The 21,594-nt window shown below is 43.4% G+C and carries 18 protein-coding genes, 1 tRNA gene and 2 pseudogenes; 9 read left to right on the top strand and 12 right to left on the bottom strand.

Annotated features, from left to right (window positions below):
- Positions 1–57: 57 nt before the first annotated feature.
- The gene (locus HHK01_RS05450; protein ID WP_228027666.1) at positions 58–267 is read right to left on the bottom strand and encodes a hypothetical protein; all 210 of its coding nucleotides are present in this window, start codon (positions 265–267) and stop codon (positions 58–60) included.
- On the opposite strand from HHK01_RS05450, the gene HHK01_RS05445 reads away from it, so the two are divergent.
- Positions 266–1,306: an acyltransferase family protein gene (locus HHK01_RS05445; RefSeq protein ID WP_228027665.1), complete on the top strand. Its 1,041-nt coding sequence runs from the start codon at positions 266–268 to the stop codon at positions 1,304–1,306. The two genes, HHK01_RS05450 and HHK01_RS05445, sit on opposite strands and share 2 nt — an antisense overlap.
- A gap of 81 nt (positions 1,307–1,387) precedes the next feature.
- Entirely contained in the window at positions 1,388–3,127 is a 1,740-nt protein-coding gene (locus HHK01_RS05440; RefSeq protein ID WP_170006773.1) for a B12-binding domain-containing radical SAM protein, read from the top strand.
- Between the two features lie 80 nt (positions 3,128–3,207).
- Here the strand turns inward: HHK01_RS05440 and HHK01_RS05435 are convergent, their stop codons facing one another.
- The 3 genes from HHK01_RS05435 to HHK01_RS05425 form a co-directional block, all read right to left on the bottom strand.
- Positions 3,208–3,360, bottom strand: a complete 153-nt coding sequence (locus tag HHK01_RS05435) for a hypothetical protein (RefSeq protein WP_170006772.1) — start codon at positions 3,358–3,360, stop codon at positions 3,208–3,210.
- Positions 3,357–3,518 carry a hypothetical protein gene (locus HHK01_RS05430; protein WP_170006771.1) on the bottom strand — a complete coding sequence of 54 codons (162 nt, stop codon included), beginning with the start codon at positions 3,516–3,518 and terminating at the stop codon, positions 3,357–3,359. Before HHK01_RS05430 ends, HHK01_RS05435 begins: the two co-directional genes overlap by 4 nt.
- A 113-nt stretch (positions 3,519–3,631) precedes the next feature.
- Positions 3,632–4,984, bottom strand: a complete 1,353-nt coding sequence (locus tag HHK01_RS05425; RefSeq protein WP_170006770.1) for a TrkH family potassium uptake protein — start codon at positions 4,982–4,984, stop codon at positions 3,632–3,634.
- A 158-nt stretch (positions 4,985–5,142) separates the two neighbouring features.
- Here HHK01_RS05425 and HHK01_RS05420 point away from each other — a divergent pair, with 158 nt between their 5' ends.
- On the top strand, positions 5,143–5,304 hold the full coding sequence (locus HHK01_RS05420; protein WP_170006769.1) for a small, acid-soluble spore protein, alpha/beta type: 162 nt from the start codon (positions 5,143–5,145) through the stop codon (positions 5,302–5,304).
- 62 nt (positions 5,305–5,366) lie between these two features.
- Here the strand turns inward: HHK01_RS05420 and HHK01_RS16005 are convergent, their stop codons facing one another.
- The 6 genes and pseudogenes from HHK01_RS16005 to HHK01_RS05395 form a co-directional block, all read right to left on the bottom strand.
- Positions 5,367–6,341 (bottom strand): anti-sigma-I factor RsgI family protein, encoded by a 975-nt coding sequence (locus HHK01_RS16005; protein ID WP_456061959.1) that lies wholly within the window; start codon positions 6,339–6,341, stop codon positions 5,367–5,369.
- A gap of 33 nt (positions 6,342–6,374) precedes the next feature.
- A pseudogene (locus tag HHK01_RS15895) lies at positions 6,375–6,488 on the bottom strand (anti-sigma factor domain-containing protein); the annotation flags it as partial.
- Complete coding sequence (gene sigI / locus HHK01_RS05410) at positions 6,485–7,168, bottom strand: RNA polymerase sigma-I factor (RefSeq protein ID WP_170008668.1); 684 nt, start codon at positions 7,166–7,168, stop codon at positions 6,485–6,487. The pseudogene HHK01_RS15895 and the gene sigI, both read right to left, overlap by 4 nt.
- A 284-nt stretch (positions 7,169–7,452) precedes the next feature.
- Positions 7,453–8,220, bottom strand: a complete 768-nt coding sequence (locus HHK01_RS05405) for a TerC family protein (RefSeq protein ID WP_170006767.1) — start codon at positions 8,218–8,220, stop codon at positions 7,453–7,455.
- A 310-nt stretch (positions 8,221–8,530) separates the two neighbouring features.
- Complete coding sequence (locus HHK01_RS05400; RefSeq protein WP_170006766.1) at positions 8,531–8,992, bottom strand: hypothetical protein; 462 nt, start codon at positions 8,990–8,992, stop codon at positions 8,531–8,533.
- A 216-nt stretch (positions 8,993–9,208) separates the two neighbouring features.
- Positions 9,209–12,415 carry an efflux RND transporter permease subunit gene (locus HHK01_RS05395; protein ID WP_170006765.1) on the bottom strand — a complete coding sequence of 1,069 codons (3,207 nt, stop codon included), beginning with the start codon at positions 12,413–12,415 and terminating at the stop codon, positions 9,209–9,211.
- A gap of 403 nt (positions 12,416–12,818) precedes the next feature.
- Between HHK01_RS05395 and HHK01_RS05390 the strand changes: the two genes are divergently transcribed.
- From HHK01_RS05390 to HHK01_RS05365, 6 genes and pseudogenes are all read left to right on the top strand, one after another.
- A complete protein-coding gene (locus HHK01_RS05390; RefSeq protein WP_170006764.1) occupies positions 12,819–13,679 on the top strand; it encodes a hypothetical protein in 861 nt (286 codons plus the stop codon).
- A 136-nt stretch (positions 13,680–13,815) separates the two neighbouring features.
- Positions 13,816–15,024, top strand: coding sequence for a NupC/NupG family nucleoside CNT transporter (locus HHK01_RS05385; protein ID WP_170006763.1), 1,209 nt, complete (start codon positions 13,816–13,818; stop codon positions 15,022–15,024).
- Positions 15,025–16,011: 987 nt separating this feature from the next.
- Positions 16,012–16,417 (top strand): annotated as a pseudogene (locus HHK01_RS05380) (transposase); the annotation flags it as partial.
- A 507-nt stretch (positions 16,418–16,924) separates the two neighbouring features.
- The gene (locus HHK01_RS05375; RefSeq protein WP_170006762.1) at positions 16,925–17,944 is read left to right on the top strand and encodes an FUSC family protein; all 1,020 of its coding nucleotides are present in this window, start codon (positions 16,925–16,927) and stop codon (positions 17,942–17,944) included.
- A 152-nt stretch (positions 17,945–18,096) separates the two neighbouring features.
- Positions 18,097–18,417, top strand: coding sequence for a thioredoxin family protein (locus HHK01_RS05370; protein ID WP_170006761.1), 321 nt, complete (start codon positions 18,097–18,099; stop codon positions 18,415–18,417).
- Positions 18,418–18,564: 147 nt separating this feature from the next.
- Positions 18,565–18,637, top strand: a tRNA-Val gene (locus HHK01_RS05365).
- A gap of 250 nt (positions 18,638–18,887) precedes the next feature.
- Here HHK01_RS05365 and HHK01_RS05360 read toward each other — a convergent pair.
- Both HHK01_RS05360 and HHK01_RS05355 read right to left on the bottom strand, forming a co-directional pair.
- Positions 18,888–21,038: a TRAP transporter permease gene (locus tag HHK01_RS05360; RefSeq protein ID WP_170006760.1), complete on the bottom strand. Its 2,151-nt coding sequence runs from the start codon at positions 21,036–21,038 to the stop codon at positions 18,888–18,890.
- A complete protein-coding gene (locus HHK01_RS05355; RefSeq protein WP_170006759.1) occupies positions 21,025–21,552 on the bottom strand; it encodes a DUF1850 domain-containing protein in 528 nt (175 codons plus the stop codon). The genes HHK01_RS05360 and HHK01_RS05355 overlap by 14 nt, the downstream gene beginning before the upstream one ends.
- Positions 21,553–21,594 lie beyond the last annotated feature (42 nt).

Here is a 21,594-nt window from a genome sequence, read left to right as displayed (position 1 = left end):
GTAATGTACGACTTTCTGATACTACTTATTTCGACAAACAGGCACCCATCCCCTCTTTCAATTTTTCATATGTAAGAAACCGTAATCGATTTGTGATAATTTGTTGCCGTTCTGTACGATTCTAGCGCTAAGAAACGGGTAAAGTGATAGACACGTTTCAGTTTTCGCTGGCAAATAGGCAAGCGGCTCTGCTTCGATCGTACGATGCATATCTTCCTTACCGGAACGCCGCGAACTGTAACTTACTTCCATGGAGGTGCTCATCATGCGCGACGCCTATTTCGACAACGCAAAGTTTCTATTGATTGTGTTAGTTGTCTTTGGCCATTTCATCCAAACGTCTATTGCAGACCTTGAAGAAGCCGCAATTTTGTACAAAGTGATCTATACGTTTCATATGCCTGCATTTGTTTTACTTAGTGGTTTTTTCACAAAAGGATTTGATAAACCAGGTTACGTAAAAAACATAGCTCAAAAATTGATTCTTCCTTACCTTATGTTTCAGCTTATTTACTCATTGTTTTATTACTTTTTATTAGATCAGGCGACAATGAATGTGGACCCTCTTAATCCAAACTGGGCGTTATGGTTTCTTGTTAGTTTATTCTGCTGGCATGTGATGCTCCGCTACACATCAAAGTGGAACCGTGCGGGAGTGCTTGTAGTCGCCATCATTGTTGGATTAGCGGTCGGATATGTAGGATGGATTTCAAACTATTTAAGCTTATCGCGAACATTTGTTTTCTTTCCGTTTTTCTTACTCGGTTATTATGCGAAGAGAGAGCACTTTACAGTATTATGGAAAGGTTCTATGCGCGTGATCTCACTTGTCATCGTCACACTCGTTACCGTATTCTTTACTTCCTATCCTGAAATAAGTGAAAAATGGCTGTTTGGTTCCAAGCCTTATGAACAGTTTGCAGCATTTGGCATTGAAGGAGCAGGCAAACGACTCGGTCTATATACGATTACGACCATGATGGTGATCGGTTTTTTTGCTCTCGTACCGAGGCGTCGTTTCTTTTTTACTAAGTTTGGCGATTCCACCTTATTTGTCTATTTGCTACATGGGTTTGTTGTTCGAACGTTCCGCGAAACACCATTTGCGAACGCCAACTCGCTCCTCTTTATAGCACTCTTATTTGTCGTATCGTTTTTCCTAGCACTCGTTTTAAGCAACAAGTGGCTCAAGGCCATGACACAGCCGCTTGTGGAAGGGAAAACGACCGGACTTCGCTGGTTACGTAAAAGGCGGCAATTGAAAAGAACAGGGAAGAGTCATTCGAAAGAGACAACTTCATACTAAAGGGCCGTGCTCCTCTCAACTAGCTCTTACATTTGATATAATAGATAGATCTTAAACATCCAAGAGATAGGAGTATGTTGTGTGAAGGTTGTACTCAGTTCACTAAATGCCAAATATATCCATACAAATTTGGCAATCCGTTATTTAAAAGCGTATGCTGCGCCTACTTATGAGGTAGAGCTTGCCGAGTATACGATGAAAGATCCGGTCATGTCGATCGTAGCCGATATTATGTTAAAAAAGCCCGATGTTGTCGGGTTTAGTTGCTACATTTGGAACATTGAAGAGACCATTCTTGTAGGTGAAATGATTAAAAAGGTTTCACCAAGCACCAAAATTATTTTCGGTGGTCCTGAAGTAACGTATGACGTAGAAGAATGGATGACAAGATTACACACCTATGTAGATTTTATCGTATTTGGAGAAGGTGAAAAAACGTTCCTTCACTTATTGGAAGCACTCGATGGTCACCGCTCAATCGCGGAAGTAAAAGGAATCGTGCGTTGGCAAAACGACCAGCCACGCATCCATTTCCCACAGGAGAAAATTGACTTGAAAGACATTCCTTCTCCCTTCCGCTTCGAAGGGGACTTTTCACAATATCCAAGCCGCATTACGTATATCGAAACGAGCCGAGGTTGTCCTTTTCAGTGTCAATTTTGCCTTTCTTCTATCGAAGTAGGCGTCCGGTACTTTGACAGGGAAGCGATAAAGGAGGAAATTCGTTTCTTGATGAGTCATGGTGCCAAAACGATCAAGTTTGTTGACCGTACATTTAACATTAGCAGGCGCTATGCCATGGACATGTTCCAATTTTTAATCGACGAACATGTGCCAGGCACAGTCTTTCAGTTTGAAATTACGGGGGACATTATGCGCCCGGAAGTAATTGAATTTTTGAACGAGCGTGCACCTGTAGGGTTGTTCCGTTTTGAAATTGGTGTGCAGTCCACGAACGATGCAACGAACGAGCTTGTCAAGCGTAAGCAAAACTTTGAAAAACTAACACGGACCGTTCAAATGGTCAAATCGGGAGGAAAAATTGTCCAGCATCTCGATTTAATCGCTGGACTACCTGATGAAGATGCTGCTTCATTTCGTAACACATTCAACGACGTGTTTGCGCTACGTCCAGAGGAATTGCAGCTTGGTTTCCTCAAGTTGCTTCGTGGAACAGGCTTGCGTATACAAGCTGAACAATACGAATATGAATACATGAGCAGAGCCCCTTATGAGATGTTACAAAATCGTGTGTTATCCTTTGAAGACGTCATTCGGATTAAGCAAGTAGAAGATGTGTTAGAGAAGTACTGGAACGATCATAGAATGGATCGCACCGTAGAGTATTTAGTCGATCACGTGTTTTCGTCCCCCTATGACTTCTTCCAGGAGTTCGGAAGCTATTGGGATGTACGAGGTTGGTCGCGTATCGGACATCAACTCGAGGATTTGTTTCGCAGATTGTATGCCTTCCTCTCGGCAAAAGGGATTGAAGACCTGGCATTTGTAGAAGGATTGATGAAAATGGATTATTTATTTTTACAAAAGCATCGACCAAGAAAGCCTTGGTGGGAAAAAGAGCGCAGTAAAGACGAACAAAAAGCGCTCACCTCTTCAGTAATCGGGAATCCCCAATTACTGAATGCTGTCGGACTTACAGAAAAAGAACTATTTAAACATACGATCATTGAGGTGTTACCCGATGACTACGATACGTACGCAAAAACGGGGGCACGCGTCAGACAGCCTCAATTGCTTATCGTCAATTATAAAGATCGCTTGCCGAGATTTCACTTTTCTCCTTTGAAAGCTCATTTTTGAACCGAACCAGGGTTTTGATCTTAATCCTCAGTTATACACTCAAAAAAGCTGTGCACATCATCGCACAGCTTTTTCTCATGCTATTTCCTTTTTTTCGGTTTTTCTGTAGCTAGTTCATATACTTTAGAGGCATTCGGGTCTCCAAACTCTTGCCCAAATTCGACGCGACTGTTGTTCAATGCTTTTGTAGCACTAGGTTTTTTCTGCGGCTTCTGGTTCGGATCGCGCGTCATGAACGGTTCTTCCTTCCCTGCTTGCTATTGCGGTTTGCACCTTTGATCGCTTCTTCCCCTTGAGCGTACTCTGTAGAGAATTCGGTTTCCCGTTTGTTTTCATAAGGTGTTTTGTTGGATTTATATGCTTGATCCCGTTCTGCTTTACGTTTTGCCATGTACATTCTCCCCTTTCGTTTGTAGTATGCACGAAACGAAAAGGATCAATTTCAAGCAGGTTTTCCCACATGAACAGGTGAAACACTGTTCCTAACCGGTACTGCTCGGACGGCTATCCGATGATCACTCGCTCTTTAGGGTAGCTGTATTTAAGTTTTTTATCGTTTCCTCCTAAGGCAAACAGGAATGAGAGGAGCCCTACACGTCCTATAAACATGAGCAACATGATCAGGATCTTTCCGATTACGCTTAGATCAGGGGTAATGCCCAGTGTGAGACCTGTTGTACCAAAGGCAGATGCCACCTCGAAAATGAGCGCAACTAGCGGTTGGTCTTCCGTGATAGACAAAATAAGAACAGAGGCGAAAAAAATGAACACTGCGACAATAAAAACAGCTACCGCTCTATAAATATCTTCTGTATACACTTCACGTTTAAATAGCTTAATCGACTTGGATCCTTTAGCAAAATGAAACAAGAAGATGAGACATAAGGCAAATGTAGTGGTCCGGATTCCACCACCAACCGAACTGGGTGATGCTCCGATAAACATAAGTGCGCTCATAAATAAATGAGTTGCTTCAGTGAACTGAGAGACATCGAGGGTTGCCAAACCTCCACTTCGGGTCGTTGCAGACTGAAAAAAAGCATAAAAGAATGCTTCGTGCCATGGTAACCCTTTTAAGTATGCTCTAGACTCCAATAGTAGGATCATAAGGGTACCTACTACAAGCAAAGCGGCAAATGTAGTGGTTGTTAATTTTGTGAATAATGAAAAGCGAAACGGCTGTCCTTCTCTTCGCTTTAGAAACTCTTTCACTTCAATCAGCACAGGAAACCCAATTGCGCCTAAGGAAATAAGCAAAATATTAATGAACTGTACAAAATAGTCTGTTGAAAAGTCCTGTAACGAGTTCCCCGTTATATCAAAGCCCCCATTTGTTGTCGCACTTACAGACATAAACAGACCTTGCAAGAAGGCTACTGCTACCCCGTCATAATAACGTAGAAAATACGTACCTAAAATGAGTGCCCCTATGAGTTCAATGACAAGAATAATAACAAGTATTTGCTTTAATAGGTTCACAACCCCTGAAAGATTCACCTGATTTTGATCCGCCATCATGAGACGACGCTCTTTTAGTCCTATTTTCTTTCCGAATAGCATCCAAAAAAATGTACCTAACGTCATAATTCCGATACCACCAAATTGCAGCACAAACATAAGCAGAAAATAGCCTGGAACTGTAAAAGTATCTACAATGGAAACAGTCGTTAATCCTGTAACACTAACAGCACTAACTGCCGTAAATACTGCATCTAACAGAGACCACTCCATACCTTCTCTTCTTGCAAAAGGCAAACTCAATATTATGGTGGAAAAAGAGACGGCGAGAAAATAATAACCCGCGATGACTTGAAACGGAGTTAACCGGTTAAATCGTTGCATAAATGTATGCCGCATACTTGAAGTCCTTTCCGTTGACTGTAACAGTAGTATTTGTCTATATGGTAAAGAAAAACAAACAAATTTAAAAGAGAAAGTTGAGTGAAATTAGCTGTATTACATATAGTAAGCAGAAGAAAGTTTAACACCATAAGTCGCGAAAGGAGAATATTAACATGGCACAACAGAAAAAACATCCATTTTTGGTGGATGGAGTCGACTCATTTCTAGAAAATGTGAAATACGAAATGGCCCAAGAGTTTGGAGTAAGTGAACCAAAAAATAAGCGCCAAAATATAACAGGCAAATTAATGCGCGAGTATCGTCCCACCAAATAAAAGGACAGGCCTATTGCCTGCCCTTTTTTAAATGAAAGTTTTCTACATATGATGATGGAGATTTAATTTTCATCCTCGTCATCACGATCATCATCCTTATCGTCTCGATCACTACCTCTATTGTGATCGTCTCGGTCTCGGTCTCGTTCGCGGTCTCTATTGTCGTCACCGTCTCGATCATCGTCTTTGTCGTCGTCTCGATCACGACCTCTATCGCCGTCATTGCTTACGTTTGGTTGTGTAGGTGGCCTTGGTTTCTCAATCCCTCTACCGTTCCCCTTATCTTCCTTCAACTTATCTGGTGGGGCTTTCTTGTTACGGGCTTTCTCTTTTTCTGGCGGACCTATTTTCTCAGTATTTTTATCGTCATCATCTTTTGTTACAGGTGGCGTAGAAGATTCCTCATTTTGTCCTGAAGACGATGGTATGCTCACATTCTCACTAATCGTTGCTTCATCAATAGAAACATCTTCTTCAGTTTGTTCTTGTTCTTTTTCTTCCTGCTCACGTTTTTTTTCATCATCTTCTTGTTCTTTGTTGTACAAATAGCGACCCACTGAGACGCCTTCTTTTTTAGCAAGTTCACTCACTTCTTCTTCGCTTTCGTACCAATAGACGCGAAAGCCGAGGGATTCGAGCTGCGTTTTGACCCCTTCCTCTTCATTTTGCCAAGCAGAAGAAGGTGATTCACTTGGATCTACAAATCGTTCTGATACGATAAGATCAGTGGCTGTCGCGTCCTCAACGTATCCTAAGGCTTCGGTCGTTTCTGTTATCTGACGTAGAAGTTTCTCTACTGTTTCTCCTTGCCACTCTTCTACTCCCCCAAGCTGTTTCAATACTTTTTCTCCATCAAGGTTGTTTGCACTAACTTCGATAACTTCCCATTCGTCCGTTACTGACAATTCCAGGCTAGGATTAATATCAATTGTAAAAATGGCATAGGCTTCGTACCTCGTAAAGAAGGGATATAAAACGGTTAGGAAAAGAAGAGCAAAGACTGCAGCAACAACCGCTATTCTCGGAAACGCCCCCATCGAAATAGACCGAGGGGGATCTAAGTGCACCTCATCACCAATTTCAACTTGTCGTAGTGGTTTTGGACACTTGCGGAAAGCCCCGTCCGAAGTCAATAAAGTGACGGATTGCTTCCCGACTTCGACCACAATCCCTTGAATCTTCATGCCTCCCTCACCCCCTTCACGTAATCTTGTAAATATGGGTAATCGCCTATGAGTAAAAGCACCATAGAAATAATATACTTTCTATTGCGCTCTAACGTTTTCCGACTCTGATCTACTTCTTCAGCCAGCTTCTTTAGTGGGAGTTTCTTCTTCTCCCGGACAAAAGAAAGGAGATCGTCACGCTGCACAATTAATTTCGCAACGTCAATGGCATTTTCCCTCGCATCACGATGTTTAGGCGTAGCGGATGTAAGCTCGTTAAAGGTTATCCCATATTCTTGCAACACGTCCACGAATTGACGGATTTCTTCTTTTCTCGCGTTCGTCTCCATTTTCGAAGTATGTGCCTGAACAGAAATCGATGCTTCCATACTAACAGCACCTGATTCTTCCTCGTCACCAACTCTTGTATAAGGAAGATGCTGGTGACGTTGCTCCTTGCGTATATAGTCAATGACTCTACGCTTAATGAGCACTTCTGAAAAGGAAAGAAAACTTGCCCCTTTTTCAGGTACAAATTGATCAATCGACTGATTTAGTGCTTGAAGACCGATGCTAAATTCGTCATCTGATTTTGTAATATATCGTTTACAAACAGAGGAAACATTCTTTTTTACAAACGGCTGGTACTCTTGTAGCAATTGCTCACGAATGGCATTATTTCCTGTTTGGGCCAGCATGACTCTCTTTTCTAAATTTCTTCCTGTCTTTTGCTTAACTAAAAACACCAATAATGAAAGCACTTTGCCTCACCTCAACATGGACACATTATAGCACAGGAAAAACTGTTTTCTTGTTACAAATTGACTATAAGATTTGTTCCATGATTGAGTGTTTTAAGCGCAAAAAAAAACACCCTCTTTACGTTCGTTACAGTATTCGTTACATACTGTTGAATTTTTTGGGGTGTGTTTCATAAGGAATTTTATTTATTTTTATTCATCAATAAAAGGGGGGATTCACGTCACGTTCTCGGTGATGGTTCGCTCTGTTTCATTCGCTTAGCATGCCGACGGGAAGCAAAATATCCAAACAGCGCAAACCCGACGAGGATCGACCAAAAGATTGACTTCCACAATGTGGACTCTGGGAAGTGGGGGTCAATTAGAGCAACATCTGGGTGCGCAAGCGTATGAACGGCAAGCTTGACACCGACCCAGCCGACAATAAGGAAGGCAGACATCTCCAGCATGGGGTACTTTTTCAGTAAATCGACAAACACACCAGCAGCAAATCGCATAATGACAAGCCCGATCAAACCACCGAGGAACATGACGATGAACTGTCCACCATCTATGCCACCTATGTCAAACCACCCTGTCTCCGGTAGTGTCACAGCAAGCGCAACGGCAGCCAGCATAGAGTCAATTGCAAAAGCAATATCCGCAAATTCAACTTTCGCAACCGTCCACCAAAAGGAACTACCCGATTGTTCTTTCGGTTCTTTATGTTCTTTATGAGCTTTTCGTCTCAAAATATGATTGAGTGAAATAAACAATAGGTACAAAGCACCGATAGCTTGCACTTGCCATACGTTCACAAGAAATGAAATCATCAATAATGAAGCAAATCGGAATACAAACGCTCCTAGTAATCCGTAAAACAAAGCCTTTTTTTGTTGCTTTTCAGGTAAGTGTTTCACCATTACCGCCATAACAACTGCGTTATCAGCAGCCAATATCCCTTCCAAACCAATTAACACAAGCAAGACCCAACCGTACTCTAACAACAAGGTTCGTCATCTCCTTTTTCCGCATCCATTTTCTTATGGTAGTATGCCCGTTCTTTACACAGTTACTAAAACAAGAAAAGACCTTTGCCTCCTCTGGTTAAAGAAAGGCAAAGGTCTTGCGACACATGAATTCATGTGAACAAAGCCGATGATGATGGACATCATGAAATGACGACTTTGCATTAGGTTTCCCTACACGCTACTCCCCTTTGTACGGCGAAGCTCTTCACTTGTTAGTATATAGTATGTGCAATACCTTTCGATATGTCAACGGAAAACAACAATTTTTAGCACACCGTCCCACTAAGGTCTACTTTGAAAAGAAAAGGATGATTTTCCGAATGAGCCACCCTATGGAAAGACCTGGAATGAGGGCGAGCATAGGTGTAAAAACAGGACCTGGGTAAACAGAACCCATTGTAAAAGACCCAGAATACATTAGCCCAACAGTGATAAAGTAAGCTCCAAAGGCAAAGGGAAGAAAAGTGAGTTTTTCTGAAGCGGGCATCGCATCTCGATAAGCGTCCCACATGGCAAACATGTACAAACATGGATAAAACATGAGCCACTGATAATCCATGAGTGCGTATGCTTCTTCGGTTTCTCCATTAAAGCTTAACAGAATACCCTCATTAAATTGACTTTGGACGTTAATTAACACTTCCAGCACGACAAATAATACGCCTTTTACAAGTTGACCGGTAAGTAGTTGGGCAAATCCAGGAAGAGCCACACTCCAAAGAATGGCTTCAAGTTTACTAAGCCTTTTCATATCGAGCGCATCTCCAGACTCTCCCTGATCCTACACTGTTTACATTTTGTATAACGAACCGTGAGGAATGAAAACTGGCGTAGTATTGTAGTTGTATTAATTAAGGCTCCGGTCGTTGTCATTAGAGGGTCCCCCTGCTCTCCGCGTCACATAGTGCCATTAGTGTTCGCAAAGCATGCACATGTTATGAAAAAGAAACCCTTTGATCTAATGAAATTATTCTCGATCGTCTTTACGCAACCTCCGAAGGCTATCTTCCAACAGTTGAATGGCCTCTTCACGATCACTCGATTCATCCACTTCTTCTATAGAACGGAGAAGTGGCTCATACTTTTTGAGCCGCGATGGTTCTTGTCGTCGTTTTAAATACTTTTTCATTCTTCTTGTCGTCGGGTCAAAGAATGAGTAGACGACTGGAATCACAATTAAAGTTAAGAACGTACTGAAGACAAGCCCGCCGATCACAGTAATGGCCATCGGTTGGTTGATCTCGGTACCTTCGCCAATACCAAGTGCAAGTGGGACGAGACCGAGAATGGTCGTCAAAGCCGTCATCAGAATCGGCCGAGTTCTCATTTTCACCGCTTCGACAATGGCATCGTATGTCGCTGTTCCTTCACGTTTCCGTTGATTAATCATATCCACTAAGACAATGGCATTGTTTACTACAATTCCTGCCAATACGATCAATCCAATCATCACCGTCACACTAATCGGAGTTTCGGTGACGAGTAATGCATATCCGACACCCGCTACCATCAGTGGGACAGTAAACATAATAACGAACGGATATTTGAACGATTCAAATTGGGCTGCCATGACAAGATACACGAACACAATAGCTAACCCAAAAGCTAATAGCAAATCATTAATGGCGTCTTCAAGAAGTTCACGATCGCCTCCAAATGCAATTTGCGTACTATCAGGTAAACCTAACTCTTGAATCCTTTCATCGACAAGTTGTGATACTTCACCCAAACTAACGGTGGAAGCGTATGTAAGCGTAAATTGTACAGCGTCTTGTTCATCGATTCTGTTCAATGCTACCGGACCTTCACCTTCTGTAACAGAGGCCACTGCTTGCAATTCAATTAGTTGACCTGCGCCATTTCTCAGTTGCAAATTGTTCAACTCATCAATCGTTCCATATGCCTCTTCCTCTAGCTGGACAAATACTTGTTGGACTTCATTGTTTTCATTTACAATTTGTGTTGCCGTTACACCACGCGTCGCTTCCCCAACGGAGGAGGCAATTTGAGCAGGAGTTAGCCCTTGGACGCGCGCTTCTTCACGATTAATTTCGATCTGAAGTTCTGGGATGACTTCTTCACGATCTATCGTCAGATCACGAACCTCTTCCAGCCCACTCAAAGCTCCTTCTAATTGAAGGATCGCTTCATCCAAACGGGCTTTGTCTGAGTCACGTACAGAAAATGATAACTCATCCGGCGAAGAGCCCGCTGCCGATTGCGTCGCTAAATTTAGCTCTGCGCTATCATTCACATTTGTTGCCGCTTTTTCCATTTCCTCACGAATATCATCCATAAAGGCTAGAGTGGAGATGTCACGATCCGCTAAACCCTTCATTTTCACATAAAGCTCAGCTTGATTCGAACTCCCTGTTCCTTGGAAAGAACCTTCCTGAGTCGATCCAATTAGGCTAACAAACACATCAACAGGCTCTCTATCTTCTAGTATCTCTTCTATAGCCGCTACCGTACGTTCCGTTTCTTGTAACGACGTGCCATCATCAAGACTTACCCGAATCGTAAAAAATCCTTCATCCGTTGCAGGTAAAAACTCTGTACCGACGCGAACAAATCCAACAACACTTCCTAAAAGGACAAGCACAGTGAGCATGATGACGGTCCATCGTCTTTTGAGCGACCATTCGGCGATACGCTCCATCGTACGTGCCGGCTTTGAAGCTACCCTGATCGTTCCTTTGTCTGATTTGGGCGCTCTAAGCAAACGACTAGCCAGCATCGGCACTACCGTCACAGACACGACCAATGAAGCTACCAAACTAAATGAGATCGTTAAGGCAAATTCGAGAAAAATCTCACCGATGATACCAGAGATAAAGACGACAGGTAGGAACACAACGACTGTCGTTAACGTCGACGCTGTAATTGCGGAGGAAATCTCTTTCGTTCCGTCCACTGCTGCCTCTTTCGGCTTCTTTTTCAAAGATAGATGCCTGTTGATGTTCTCGATCACGACAATAGCGTTATCAACGAGCATACCGATTCCCAGCGCGAGTCCACCGAGGGTCATAATGTTCAGGCTAAAGTCTGCAAAATACATTAACACGAACGTTAACACGACAGAATACGGAATCGCCACCCCTATAATAAGCGGACTTTTCACGTTGCGAAGGAAAAAGAACAGCACAAGCATTGCAAATAAACCGCCCAATACGAGCGAAGTCGCAATGTTTTTAATAGCGATTTCTATGTAATCCCCTTGATCAAATAAAATATCTGCTTCAATATCTGCAAACTGTTCTTGTGTGAGCAGGTTATTGAGTTCATCTTCAAAATTGGATGACACACTAGCAGTATTCGCATCAGCTTCTTGCAAAATACTGAACAAGACTGCGTCAAATTCATTAGCACGAGTAATGGTACTTTGATCCGGATCTGCAATGGCCAGCGTGGCGACATCGTCTACTGTCACCTCATTACCTGTATTAGGATTTGCCGTGATGACAAGTTCGCGAATTTCATCAATTGATTGAATTTCGCTCACGATACGGGTCGAGAGTTGCTGCTCATCACGAACAATGGGCTCCCCAGGGGAAGAAATATTGTTTGCCCGAATGGTGTTCACCACTTGTGTGGACGTCAAGTTATTATCGGTCAGTGCCCCTTCATCAAGGGTAACCGTAATGTTCTCTGTGACAGCACCAGATGAATCTACACTCGCAACTCCTTGGATTTTAGCGAGCTCTGTCTGTAATTGCTTGGCCAACTCTTGGACATTGCTTCCTTCCGTTTCTCCTCGAATTGCCAACTGAATAATGGGAAATTGCGACGGGTCGAACTTTAAAAATCTAGGCGTACTTGCCTCATCAGGAATAGGCGTTTGGTTAATTCGACTGATGACTTCATTTTCGATTGTCTCAATGTTCGTTGACCAACTAAATTCCAGGAACAATAAATTCGAACCTTCCTGTGAAGTCGATTGTATAGATTGGAGACCAGGTAGCGTACTTAGCTGGCTTTCCAATGGCTTTGTTACTTTCTCTAGCACTTCTGTCGGCGAAGCCCCTTCATAGTTTGCAACCACAACGGCAACTGGTGGATTCAAATCTGGAATAAGTTTTAATGGAATCCGGGTCACACTCACCGTACCTAAAATAAGAATTAACAACATCGTAACAAAAGTAAATACAGGTCTTTTTACCGCAAAAGCACTCATCACCGTTCTCCCTTCTATTCACCCAACGTCCTAACAAGTTCTTCTTATAAACATTCATGAGCCGATCACTCACCCATTGATGGAAACGGGTCACAAAGCAGTCTAGTTGTGATCAAGGCGGTGCGAGTTGAGCCCCGAATCATTAATTAATAAAGGATCCAAAGTTGTTCTCTAAAAAGGATCATTTCCATGATGTGAGAATTCTGCGTAACTCCGCCCCTTTTCAAAAGAAAAACGCCTTTTGTTTGACCGAACGAAAAGTCGAATTTGTATATAGTCACTTTGCTTCCACTATACAGAACATGTATGTAGACTCGCAAGGATGAACGCTATCTAGCAAAGGTTCATGTCAACATCGGATTTGGGTACACTACCGGAAAGAACAACGTGCGGGAGCGAGTCTATGATCTTCTTTCTTACTTTAGCAGTCGGTAGTGTGCTTATTTTAATTAGAAGCTACATGTACGTTAGAAGTAGCATTGTTTGGTTTGGGTGGTTAGCTATTGCGGGATTGGCTTATCTATTTGAACTCTTTATTTTCGTTGTTGGACATAGTTATGCTTACAACCCAGGTGTCCTACCAGAACCTTTCTATGATAGTACGCTAGGTGCAATTAGCTCTCAAGGTTTTGCAGTACCCATTGCTGCCGTCGCTACCGGAGTCTTCCAATTAAATTGGAAATGGATGGTTGGCATCATTGCCTTTTTCTTTGGGATAGAGGTGCTGTTTCTTCGACTGGATCTCTATGAACATCGTTGGTGGGAAACATGGATGACAAGTATTAGCCTGTTTGTAGCTTTTCCCTTTTGTAAATGGTGGATGAGGAAGTTATGTTCTTCTCCGTCTGTTTGGCTCCAGTTTATATCCATCTATCTATTTCAAGTCTCTATCCACACGACATCTATGTTTTTCTTAATGGCAGTCTTTCATCTTTTCACCTTTTGTCCAGGTTGGTTCAGTGATCCATCCCGTGATGCTGTCGCTTTGATGGCATCATACTCTGCCGTCGTTTTACTAGCTTACACTTACCTCATCTATAAAAGGCTAGTTACTTTCACCATATTGATCGTGCAAGCTGTCGGTTGGGTTTTAATCGAATTCGTATTAATATGGGGAGATGTCCTTACTTATGCATCTCCCCTAGTAGCGATTGGATCCTTCATTTTACATGTCAGTTTTCTATTCGTTATGTGGACCTTATTCCGAGATGGACTACAAGGATGGAACTTTTACTTGGGTAACAAAAAGGAAGCACCAGATTAGGGGGCTTTCTTTCTCCAACAATGTATGAAAGGTCTCTTATGGGATCTGCGATTCACTCCCCCTATCGATTTCTCATAAGAGCATGTGTAATGGGCAACCTACAATGAAGGGTACATAGAAAGGAGTTAGTTGACCTATGAATTTTATATGGGGACTTGCGGGGATTTTTGTCATCCTCTTCATCGGCTTCTTGCTTTCCAGTAAACGGACTGCCATTAAGCCAAGAACTATTTTGATTGGCCTGGCTATTCAAATCTTAATTGGATTTGTTGCACTAGAATTTGAACCTGGCATCCGTGCAATGGAAGTCGTTGTAAATGTGGCAAATGATGTATTAGCATCGGCAAATGAAGGGTTAGTCTTCTTATTTGGTGGGATACTTCCGGAGCAAGGAGTCATTTTTGCCTTCCAAGTGTTACCGATCGTCATTTTTTTCTCCGCTCTTATTTCGGTACTTTACTATTTAAAGATCATGCAAACGCTCGTACGTTTTGTAGGTGGGGCCCTATCCAAGTTACTTGGGACTCGTAAAGCGGAATCGATGTCGGCAGCTGCGAACATTTTTGTCGGACAAACTGAAGCACCACTTGTCGTTCGGCCTTATATTCATCGCATGACAGAGTCTGAGCTATTTGCCGTGATGGTTGGTGGACTTGCTTCTGTTGCAGGATCCACTTTGTTCGGCTACGCGAGTCTTGGAATTGACCTCAATTATTTATTACCCGCGAGTTTCATGGCTGCTCCTGCTGGACTCGTTATGGCTAAATTGTTCCTTCCTGAAACAGACCAAAGAGAGGAACCAAAAGACTTTCAGATGGATGCTGACAAGGAATCTTCCAATGTGGTCGACGCAGCCGCAAGAGGAGCAAGTGTCGGGCTAGAACTTGCGCTCAACATCGGCGCTATGCTTCTCGCCTTTATCGGTCTCATTGCGCTTATCAACTTGTTGTTTTCATACGTGGGTGGTGTGTTTGGGTTTGAGGAGCTCTCGCTACAATTAATACTCGGGTACATTTTTTCACCCATTGCTTTTGTGATTGGCGTTCCTTGGAATGAAGCGGTACAGGCAGGGAACTTTATTGGTCAAAAGCTCGTCCTAAACGAATTTGTAGCTTACGCAAATTTCGCACCACAAATGGAATCGTTCACCGAGAAAACGCAAGCGATTATTACGTTCGCACTTTGCGGGTTTGCGAACATTTCTTCATTAGCCATTATTTTAGGCGGACTGGGAAGACTCGCTCCCGATCGTCGCAACGATTTAGCAAGGCTAGGTGTGCGGGCCATCATTGCCGGATCGCTTGCTTCCCTTGTAAGTGCCGCTATCGCCGGGATGTTTATTTAAGGCTCTTTTCGTATCCTTTGTTGTTTTTACTATGCAGTAATCTCATGATGCGACGTAATGCAAATTCATAGTGCTTGAATACCGCTCCGGAAATACACTACGCTTTCCGCGGGCTCCGCGCTGAGCCTCCTCGCGAGCAAAGTACGCTCACTGCGGAGGCCCACAGGACGTGGGTCAGAAAGGCGTTGCCACAGGACGTGGCGCTCTTAGCCTTTCCTCCTCTCTGAGTCTGAGCATCCCACTCTAAGTCTGAGCATTCCTCCCTAAGTCTGAGCATCCCTCCCTAAGTCTGAGCATTCCTCTCTGAGTCTGAGCATTCCTCTCTGAGTCTGAGCATTCCTCCCTGAGTCTGAGCATCCCACTCTAAGTCTGAGCATTCCTCTCTGAGTCTGAGCATCCCTCCCTAAGTCTGAGCATTCCTCCCTGAGTCTGAGCATTCCTCTCTGAGTCTGAGCATTCCTCTCTGAGTCTGAGCATTCCTCCCTGAGTCTGAGCATCCCACTCTAAGTCTGAGCATTCCTCTCTGAGTCTGAGCATTCCACTCTAAGTCTGAGCATTCCTCTCTAAGTCTGAGCATTCCTCCCTAAGTCTGAGCATCCCTCCCTAAGTCTGAGCATCCCTCCCTAAGTCTGAGCATTCCTCCCTAAGTCTGAGCATTCCTCCCTGAGTCTGAGCATCCCTCTCTGAGTCTGAGCATTCCTCTCTGAGTCCGAGCATTCCTCTCTGAGTCTGAGCATCCCACTCTAAGTCTGAGCATCCCTCCCTAAGTCTGAGCATACCTCCCTAAGTCTGAGCATTCCTCTCTGAGTCTGAGCATTCCTCCCTGAGTCTGAGCATTCCTCCCTGAGTCTGAGCATCCCACTCTAAGTCTGAGCATTCCTCTCTGAGTCTGAGCATTCCTCCCTGAGTCTGAGCATTCCTCCCTAAGTCTGAGCATTCCTCCCTAAGTCCGAGCATTCCACTCTAAGTCTGAGCATTCCTCCCTGAGTTTCCGAACAAGCTGAAAAAGAAGCGGATTTTCCACTTTTTGAGAGAAAATCGAAGCTCAATTAGATGCATCTGTAGCGGAATTACGTGCTGAAGTCCCTCAAAACCCTACTTGGGGCGTCAAAAAGAACAGTGAAGGGAAGAACGCCTTTTGGTATGGCTACAAGGGGCATCTGACTATCGGCACATCGAGTCAATACATACTACAGACCCTTTTCTCATTGGGTAGTCTGAACGATGGAAAGGCAGCGATCCCACTATTAAAGGGAATTCATGAACGTCTTGCTCTTCCGACATACGCTATCAGACCATGGACGCTGGCTATGATTATGACCCTATTTATGAACAAGTACATCGAATGGGGCATCAGTCCATCATTGCGTATAACAAGCGAAATGAGCCAGAACCAGGACGTGGCGCCCTTAGCCTTTCCTCCTTGTCCTACGGGAAAAGCGTGGCCAGGTGAGACTTGTCTAGCTACAGCGGTCTGCTCCCGTCTGAAAATAACCTTTGTCTTTTGAGGCAAAAAGCGCCTCTAAAGCCAAAGAACATTTTTCAGAGGGAGCAAAACGGACCGCTTCCGCATTTCATTCCGCAAGAGCGCAGCGATGAGGAGGCTCACCGCCCGCCCCGCGGAAAGCGAAGTGTATTTCCGGAGCGGTTCGAAGCACTTTTATGAAGTTTTTGTTATGTCGCATCATATAGCTACTGTGTAATGGGATTTCATTAAAAAAGCAACAATCTTTTAGAAAACAGCCTTATTTTAAAAAGTAATGATGTACCACAGTTTTGTGGATACATCATTACTTTTTTTTGGAACAAACAACGCAAAACAGGACTGACGTTGGGTTACTCTCAACTTTCTAGTACAATGGACAAGAACGATTTGTGAAAAAGCAAAGGAGAGTTTTTAGTGAGACCCTTTCTACTGCCTATCGTAGGGCCTCGTATCGTCAAGACAGCGATTGCTACCTTTCTAACTGCTGCGATCTGTATAGCCTTAGAGTTACCACCCGCTTTTGCCGTCATTACAGCAGTCGTAACGATTGAACCCACCGCAGGGGATTCAATTAAAAAAGGAATTGTTCGCCTTCCAGCGGCAGCGATCGGAGCACTCTTTGCGATTGGATTTTTTGCACTATTTGAAGAAACAGCGTGGACCTACGCGTTGAGTGCTGCGTTTACCATCGCACTTTGCTACAAACTGCGGTTACACGCTGGAATTTTAGTGGCGACATTAACAGCAGTTGTCATGATCCCGACGTTAGACCATCATTACATAGAAGAGTTTTTCTCGAGAATGTCCACGACTACTATAGGACTGCTTCTTTCCACTGCAGTGAACTTTTTCATTTTACCTCCACACTATGAACAAAAGGTAGAGAAGGAAGCAAATAATCGCCTCATACAGTTGAGCAACATAACAAGAGATGTGTTTGGCTGGCTCTGTGAAAGTCGCCCTATTCAGCGACGCGATCTTGTGAACCAAGTATCTAGCCTTGTTCAACAAATAGACCAATCTGAGGAATACGGACGATTTCAAACAGTGGAATGGACATATCACAAGCAAAAAAAAGAACATGAGCTACACCTAACCATACATATGGAGCGACTCGCGATGGCCCGTCAAGTGGTATACCGCTTTTCTCACCTGCTATCCCTCGATAGAGAAAAAGTACGGTTATCCCCAGAGGAGAAAGTCGCATTGATTCGCTATGCCTCAAACTTATCTACGCTTTTACAAGAAGAAGCCTTTCAAAAAGTGAACGACATACAAGCAACGAGCAACTGGTTTTGGCAACAGATTGATCCTATTCAAGACAAAAGAAATGAGCGTTCCTGCTTTGTGTACGAACTTTATGCGATTACACAACTTGTCGAGCAGCTGCAGCTGGACTTGCAGATGAATTGTGCAGACCCATCGGAGGTTTGATCCATTGAACCGAGTTTTTGATCCTTTTTCTTTAACATGTCATGAGCATAACCTTTCTTTTTTGAATTACGATCGTGTATGATTTATATGGAAGTGTAAAAAGTGGAATAGAAGGCATTCTCCAAACGAAGCGCATAAAGGAGCGAAATACTATGAAGTCTATTCAAACAAAAGAAGCCTATGAGCAAGCTATTTCAAGCGATCAACCCGTTATCATTAAATTTTACGCTGACTGGTGCCCAGATTGCAAAAGAATGAATATGTTCATAGACGATATTGTATCCGAATACAACGAATCTGATTGGTTTGAACTCAACAAAGATGAATTACCTGACATAAGCGACGCCAACGAAGTGATGGGTATTCCAAGCCTTTTGATCTTCCAAAGTGGTGAAAAAATCGCTCACCTACACAGTGCCAAAGCCAAAACACCTGAGGACGTAGAAGAGTTTTTAGCAACTTCCCTACGCTAAAAAGCAAACTATAGGGCGGAGTGTCTTTTTCTCCGTCCGTCTTCTTAAAAAACCGTTGACACTAGTTATTTCCCGCTGTATAGTAATACTTGTCCTTGTGTTATTAGGATATTGTCAGTAATTATTATTCATGACTTTTTCCAGCATGATTCCGTAGCTCAGCTGGGAGAGCGCTACCTTGACAGGGTAGAGGTCGCTGGTTCGAGCCCAGTCGGAATCATAGGGTACCAAACCCCACAAACGGTAGGATTCGCTAATCATGCGGGTTCTGTCGTTTTTTTGTTTGCACCGGAAATTGCTTTTAATCAGCCGGTTTCAATACTTTAACGAAAATGGTGTGCCAACGTATCGACCCGGTGGAACTATCTAATAAACCTTCTAACTTCAATCTTCAGCACTCCAAAAAAAGAAGAGATCGGGAACCAAATCTCTTCTTTTTCTTACTTATCCAACTCCGAGCAAAGACCACACTAGTGATCAGCCAACACGCCAGGTTGTCCTGGGCCATCGCCTTTTCTTTTCACAAAGATTTGTAACAAGATCAATACAATAAATACACTAAAGCCAATGGTATCTGTCACGATTCCAGGGTAGATTAACAGTAAACCAGCTGCGGCCGCAACGATTCTTTCAACCCAGATCAGTTTACGGAACCAGAAACCGATAATTCCCGCTCCGATAAGAATCATACCAGATAAGGCTGTGAACGTAGCCCAGGCAATTTCATACCACGTGCCTTCTATCATCAGTAGCTGCGGTTGCATTACAAACATGTACGGTATGATAAACGCACCAATTGCTAGTTTTGACGCGTTCACTCCTGTACGGATCGGTTCTCCTCCTGATACACCAGCAGCAGCAAAGGCAGCAAGTGCAACAGGTGGTGTAATATCAGCGACAATACCGAAGTAAAACACAAACATGTGTGCACTTAAATTTTGAACACCGAGGGCAATGATGGCAGGTGCGGCAATTGTTGACGTAATAATGTAGTTCGCCGTTGTTGGTGAGCCCATTCCTAAAATAATCGAAGCGATCATCGTAAAGAACAGTGTTAGCAGCAATTGGTTGTTAGCCAATTCCACAAGTTCATTCGCCAAGCTAAGACCTAGGCCTGTTCTCACTACAATCCCAACGATAATTCCCGCACATGCCGTTGCAGCAGCCACACCAAGTGCAGTTCTAGCTCCATCCACTAAGGCAAACACGAACTCTTTCGGATCGACAATCCATTCTTTGTGCTTTACATAATGGATGATTGTATGCACAGATGCTACTACAATCGCTACGAGGATCCCCCGTAACAGCGCATCCATAAAGTCATTTCCGATTAATAAAAAGTATCCGAATCCCAACAGCGGTGCGACCATGTAAACCGCGCGGGCAAACTTCTTCTTCGTTAATTTTTCTCCATGGATATTTAAATTCGAATGTAACATATAAATAGCGATGGTCACGACGATGGACCATAAAGCGGCACGCGTTACGCTCATTCCAGAGAACAAGAACACAATGACCGCTATAATAGGAATTAACAAGTAGAGTTGCTTCAACACTATTTTACGATCTGGCATTTCCTCGTCAGTTAAACTACGCAAACCAACACGTTTCGCTTCAAAGTGAACCATAATCCAAATACCAGAAAAATACAGAAGCGCAGGAATTGTCGCTGCCTTCGCAATCTCCCAGTAGTCGATACCGATAAATTCAATCATAAGAAAGGCTGCTGCCCCCATGATTGGTGGCATTAGCTGCCCACCTGTTGAGGCGGCTGCTTCAACCCCACCGGCAAATTCCTTCTTATACCCTAGTCGTTTCATCATTGGAATTGTGTAAGAGCCGGATCCAACAACGTTCGCAACTGAACTACCTGAAATGGTTCCTTGCAACGCGCTCGAAAAAATCGCAACCTTTGCTGGGCCACCAGTAGATTTACCAGCCAGAGTCACAGCCAAGTCATTAAAGTAGTTTCCGACCCCAGTTTTCATCAGAAAAGCCGCGAATAAAAGGAATAGGAAAATGAACGTTGCTGATACGCCTAACGGGGTACCTAAAATACCATCTGTTGTGAAGAACATCGTCGTAATCAACTGTTCTAAGCTCACACCTCTATGCTGTAAAAATCCTGGCATCTGTTGGCCAAAAATGGCATAGACGATAAAAAATCCAGCGATAATAACAATCGGCAAACCGACTGCACGTCTTGCTCCTTCTAAAACGAGGATTGTCGCAATCATCCCCGCGACAAAGTCCATCGAATCGATTCGCCCAACTTGCGAAACAATTTTGTCGTAAAAGATAGGCCAGTAAGCTCCGACAGCTACCGAGACCACCGCCAAAATCCAGTCGTACCAAGGTACCGTTGTTCTTGCAGATTTTCTACGAGCAGGAAACAATAAGAAAATAAGAGCAAGAGCAAATCCTAAATGAACAGATCGTTGAATGTACGCTGTGTATTGTCCTTGGATCGCTGTATACACCTGGAACAACGAAAAGGATAAAAGAATGACAAAGACAAGCTTTCCCTTCCAACCAGAGAGAAATCTTGTATTGGATTCTGGATCATATTTCTCAAGTAATTTCTGCTGCTCTTCCTGTGAAACTTGCTCATGATGGGTCATCAAGGTTCACTCCTTTCAGTCTTTGCCATCCTGTGAGCTTACTTACTTTCATCGTTACCCAAGAACCTGGCTCTAACGTATCTTGTAATAGTACTTCTTGATCACCAATCGAGATACGGTTCGTTGGTGATTCTATCCCTAAACGCATACTAATTTCGGAAAACACTCTATTCATCCCTTGTATTCGGTACTTTCCGTTTTCAAAAGAGAACGTTTCCCCCTCCTCCGCATTGGACGGCATCCCGATGGAAGTATCTTCATACACCAGTTCACGCAATGCAAACTCGTTTTCTCCAATTACTTCGTAAGTTTCTTTGACGTCAGAAAGATGAATGGAATGCGTATACGTGTGGGTAAATGTTTGGTTTCCTTGAAGTGGGAAATAGGCAAGAACATCACTTGTGTTTTCGCGATAGAACACAACAGATGGGGAAGTCGGTATAGACATTCCGGCAATATATGTAAAACCGAACGCAAAAATGAGTATATAAACAAACCGTTTTGTTTTCTTCACTGCGTATTAAACATCCTTCGTTTCACTCATTAAGTTGAAAAC

The sequence above is a fragment of the Bacillus fonticola genome, assembly GCF_012955605.1.
GTDB lineage: Bacteria > Bacillota > Bacilli > Bacillales > JC228 > Bacillus_CG > Bacillus_CG fonticola.
This window is presented reverse-complemented; position numbering and strand designations above follow the sequence as displayed.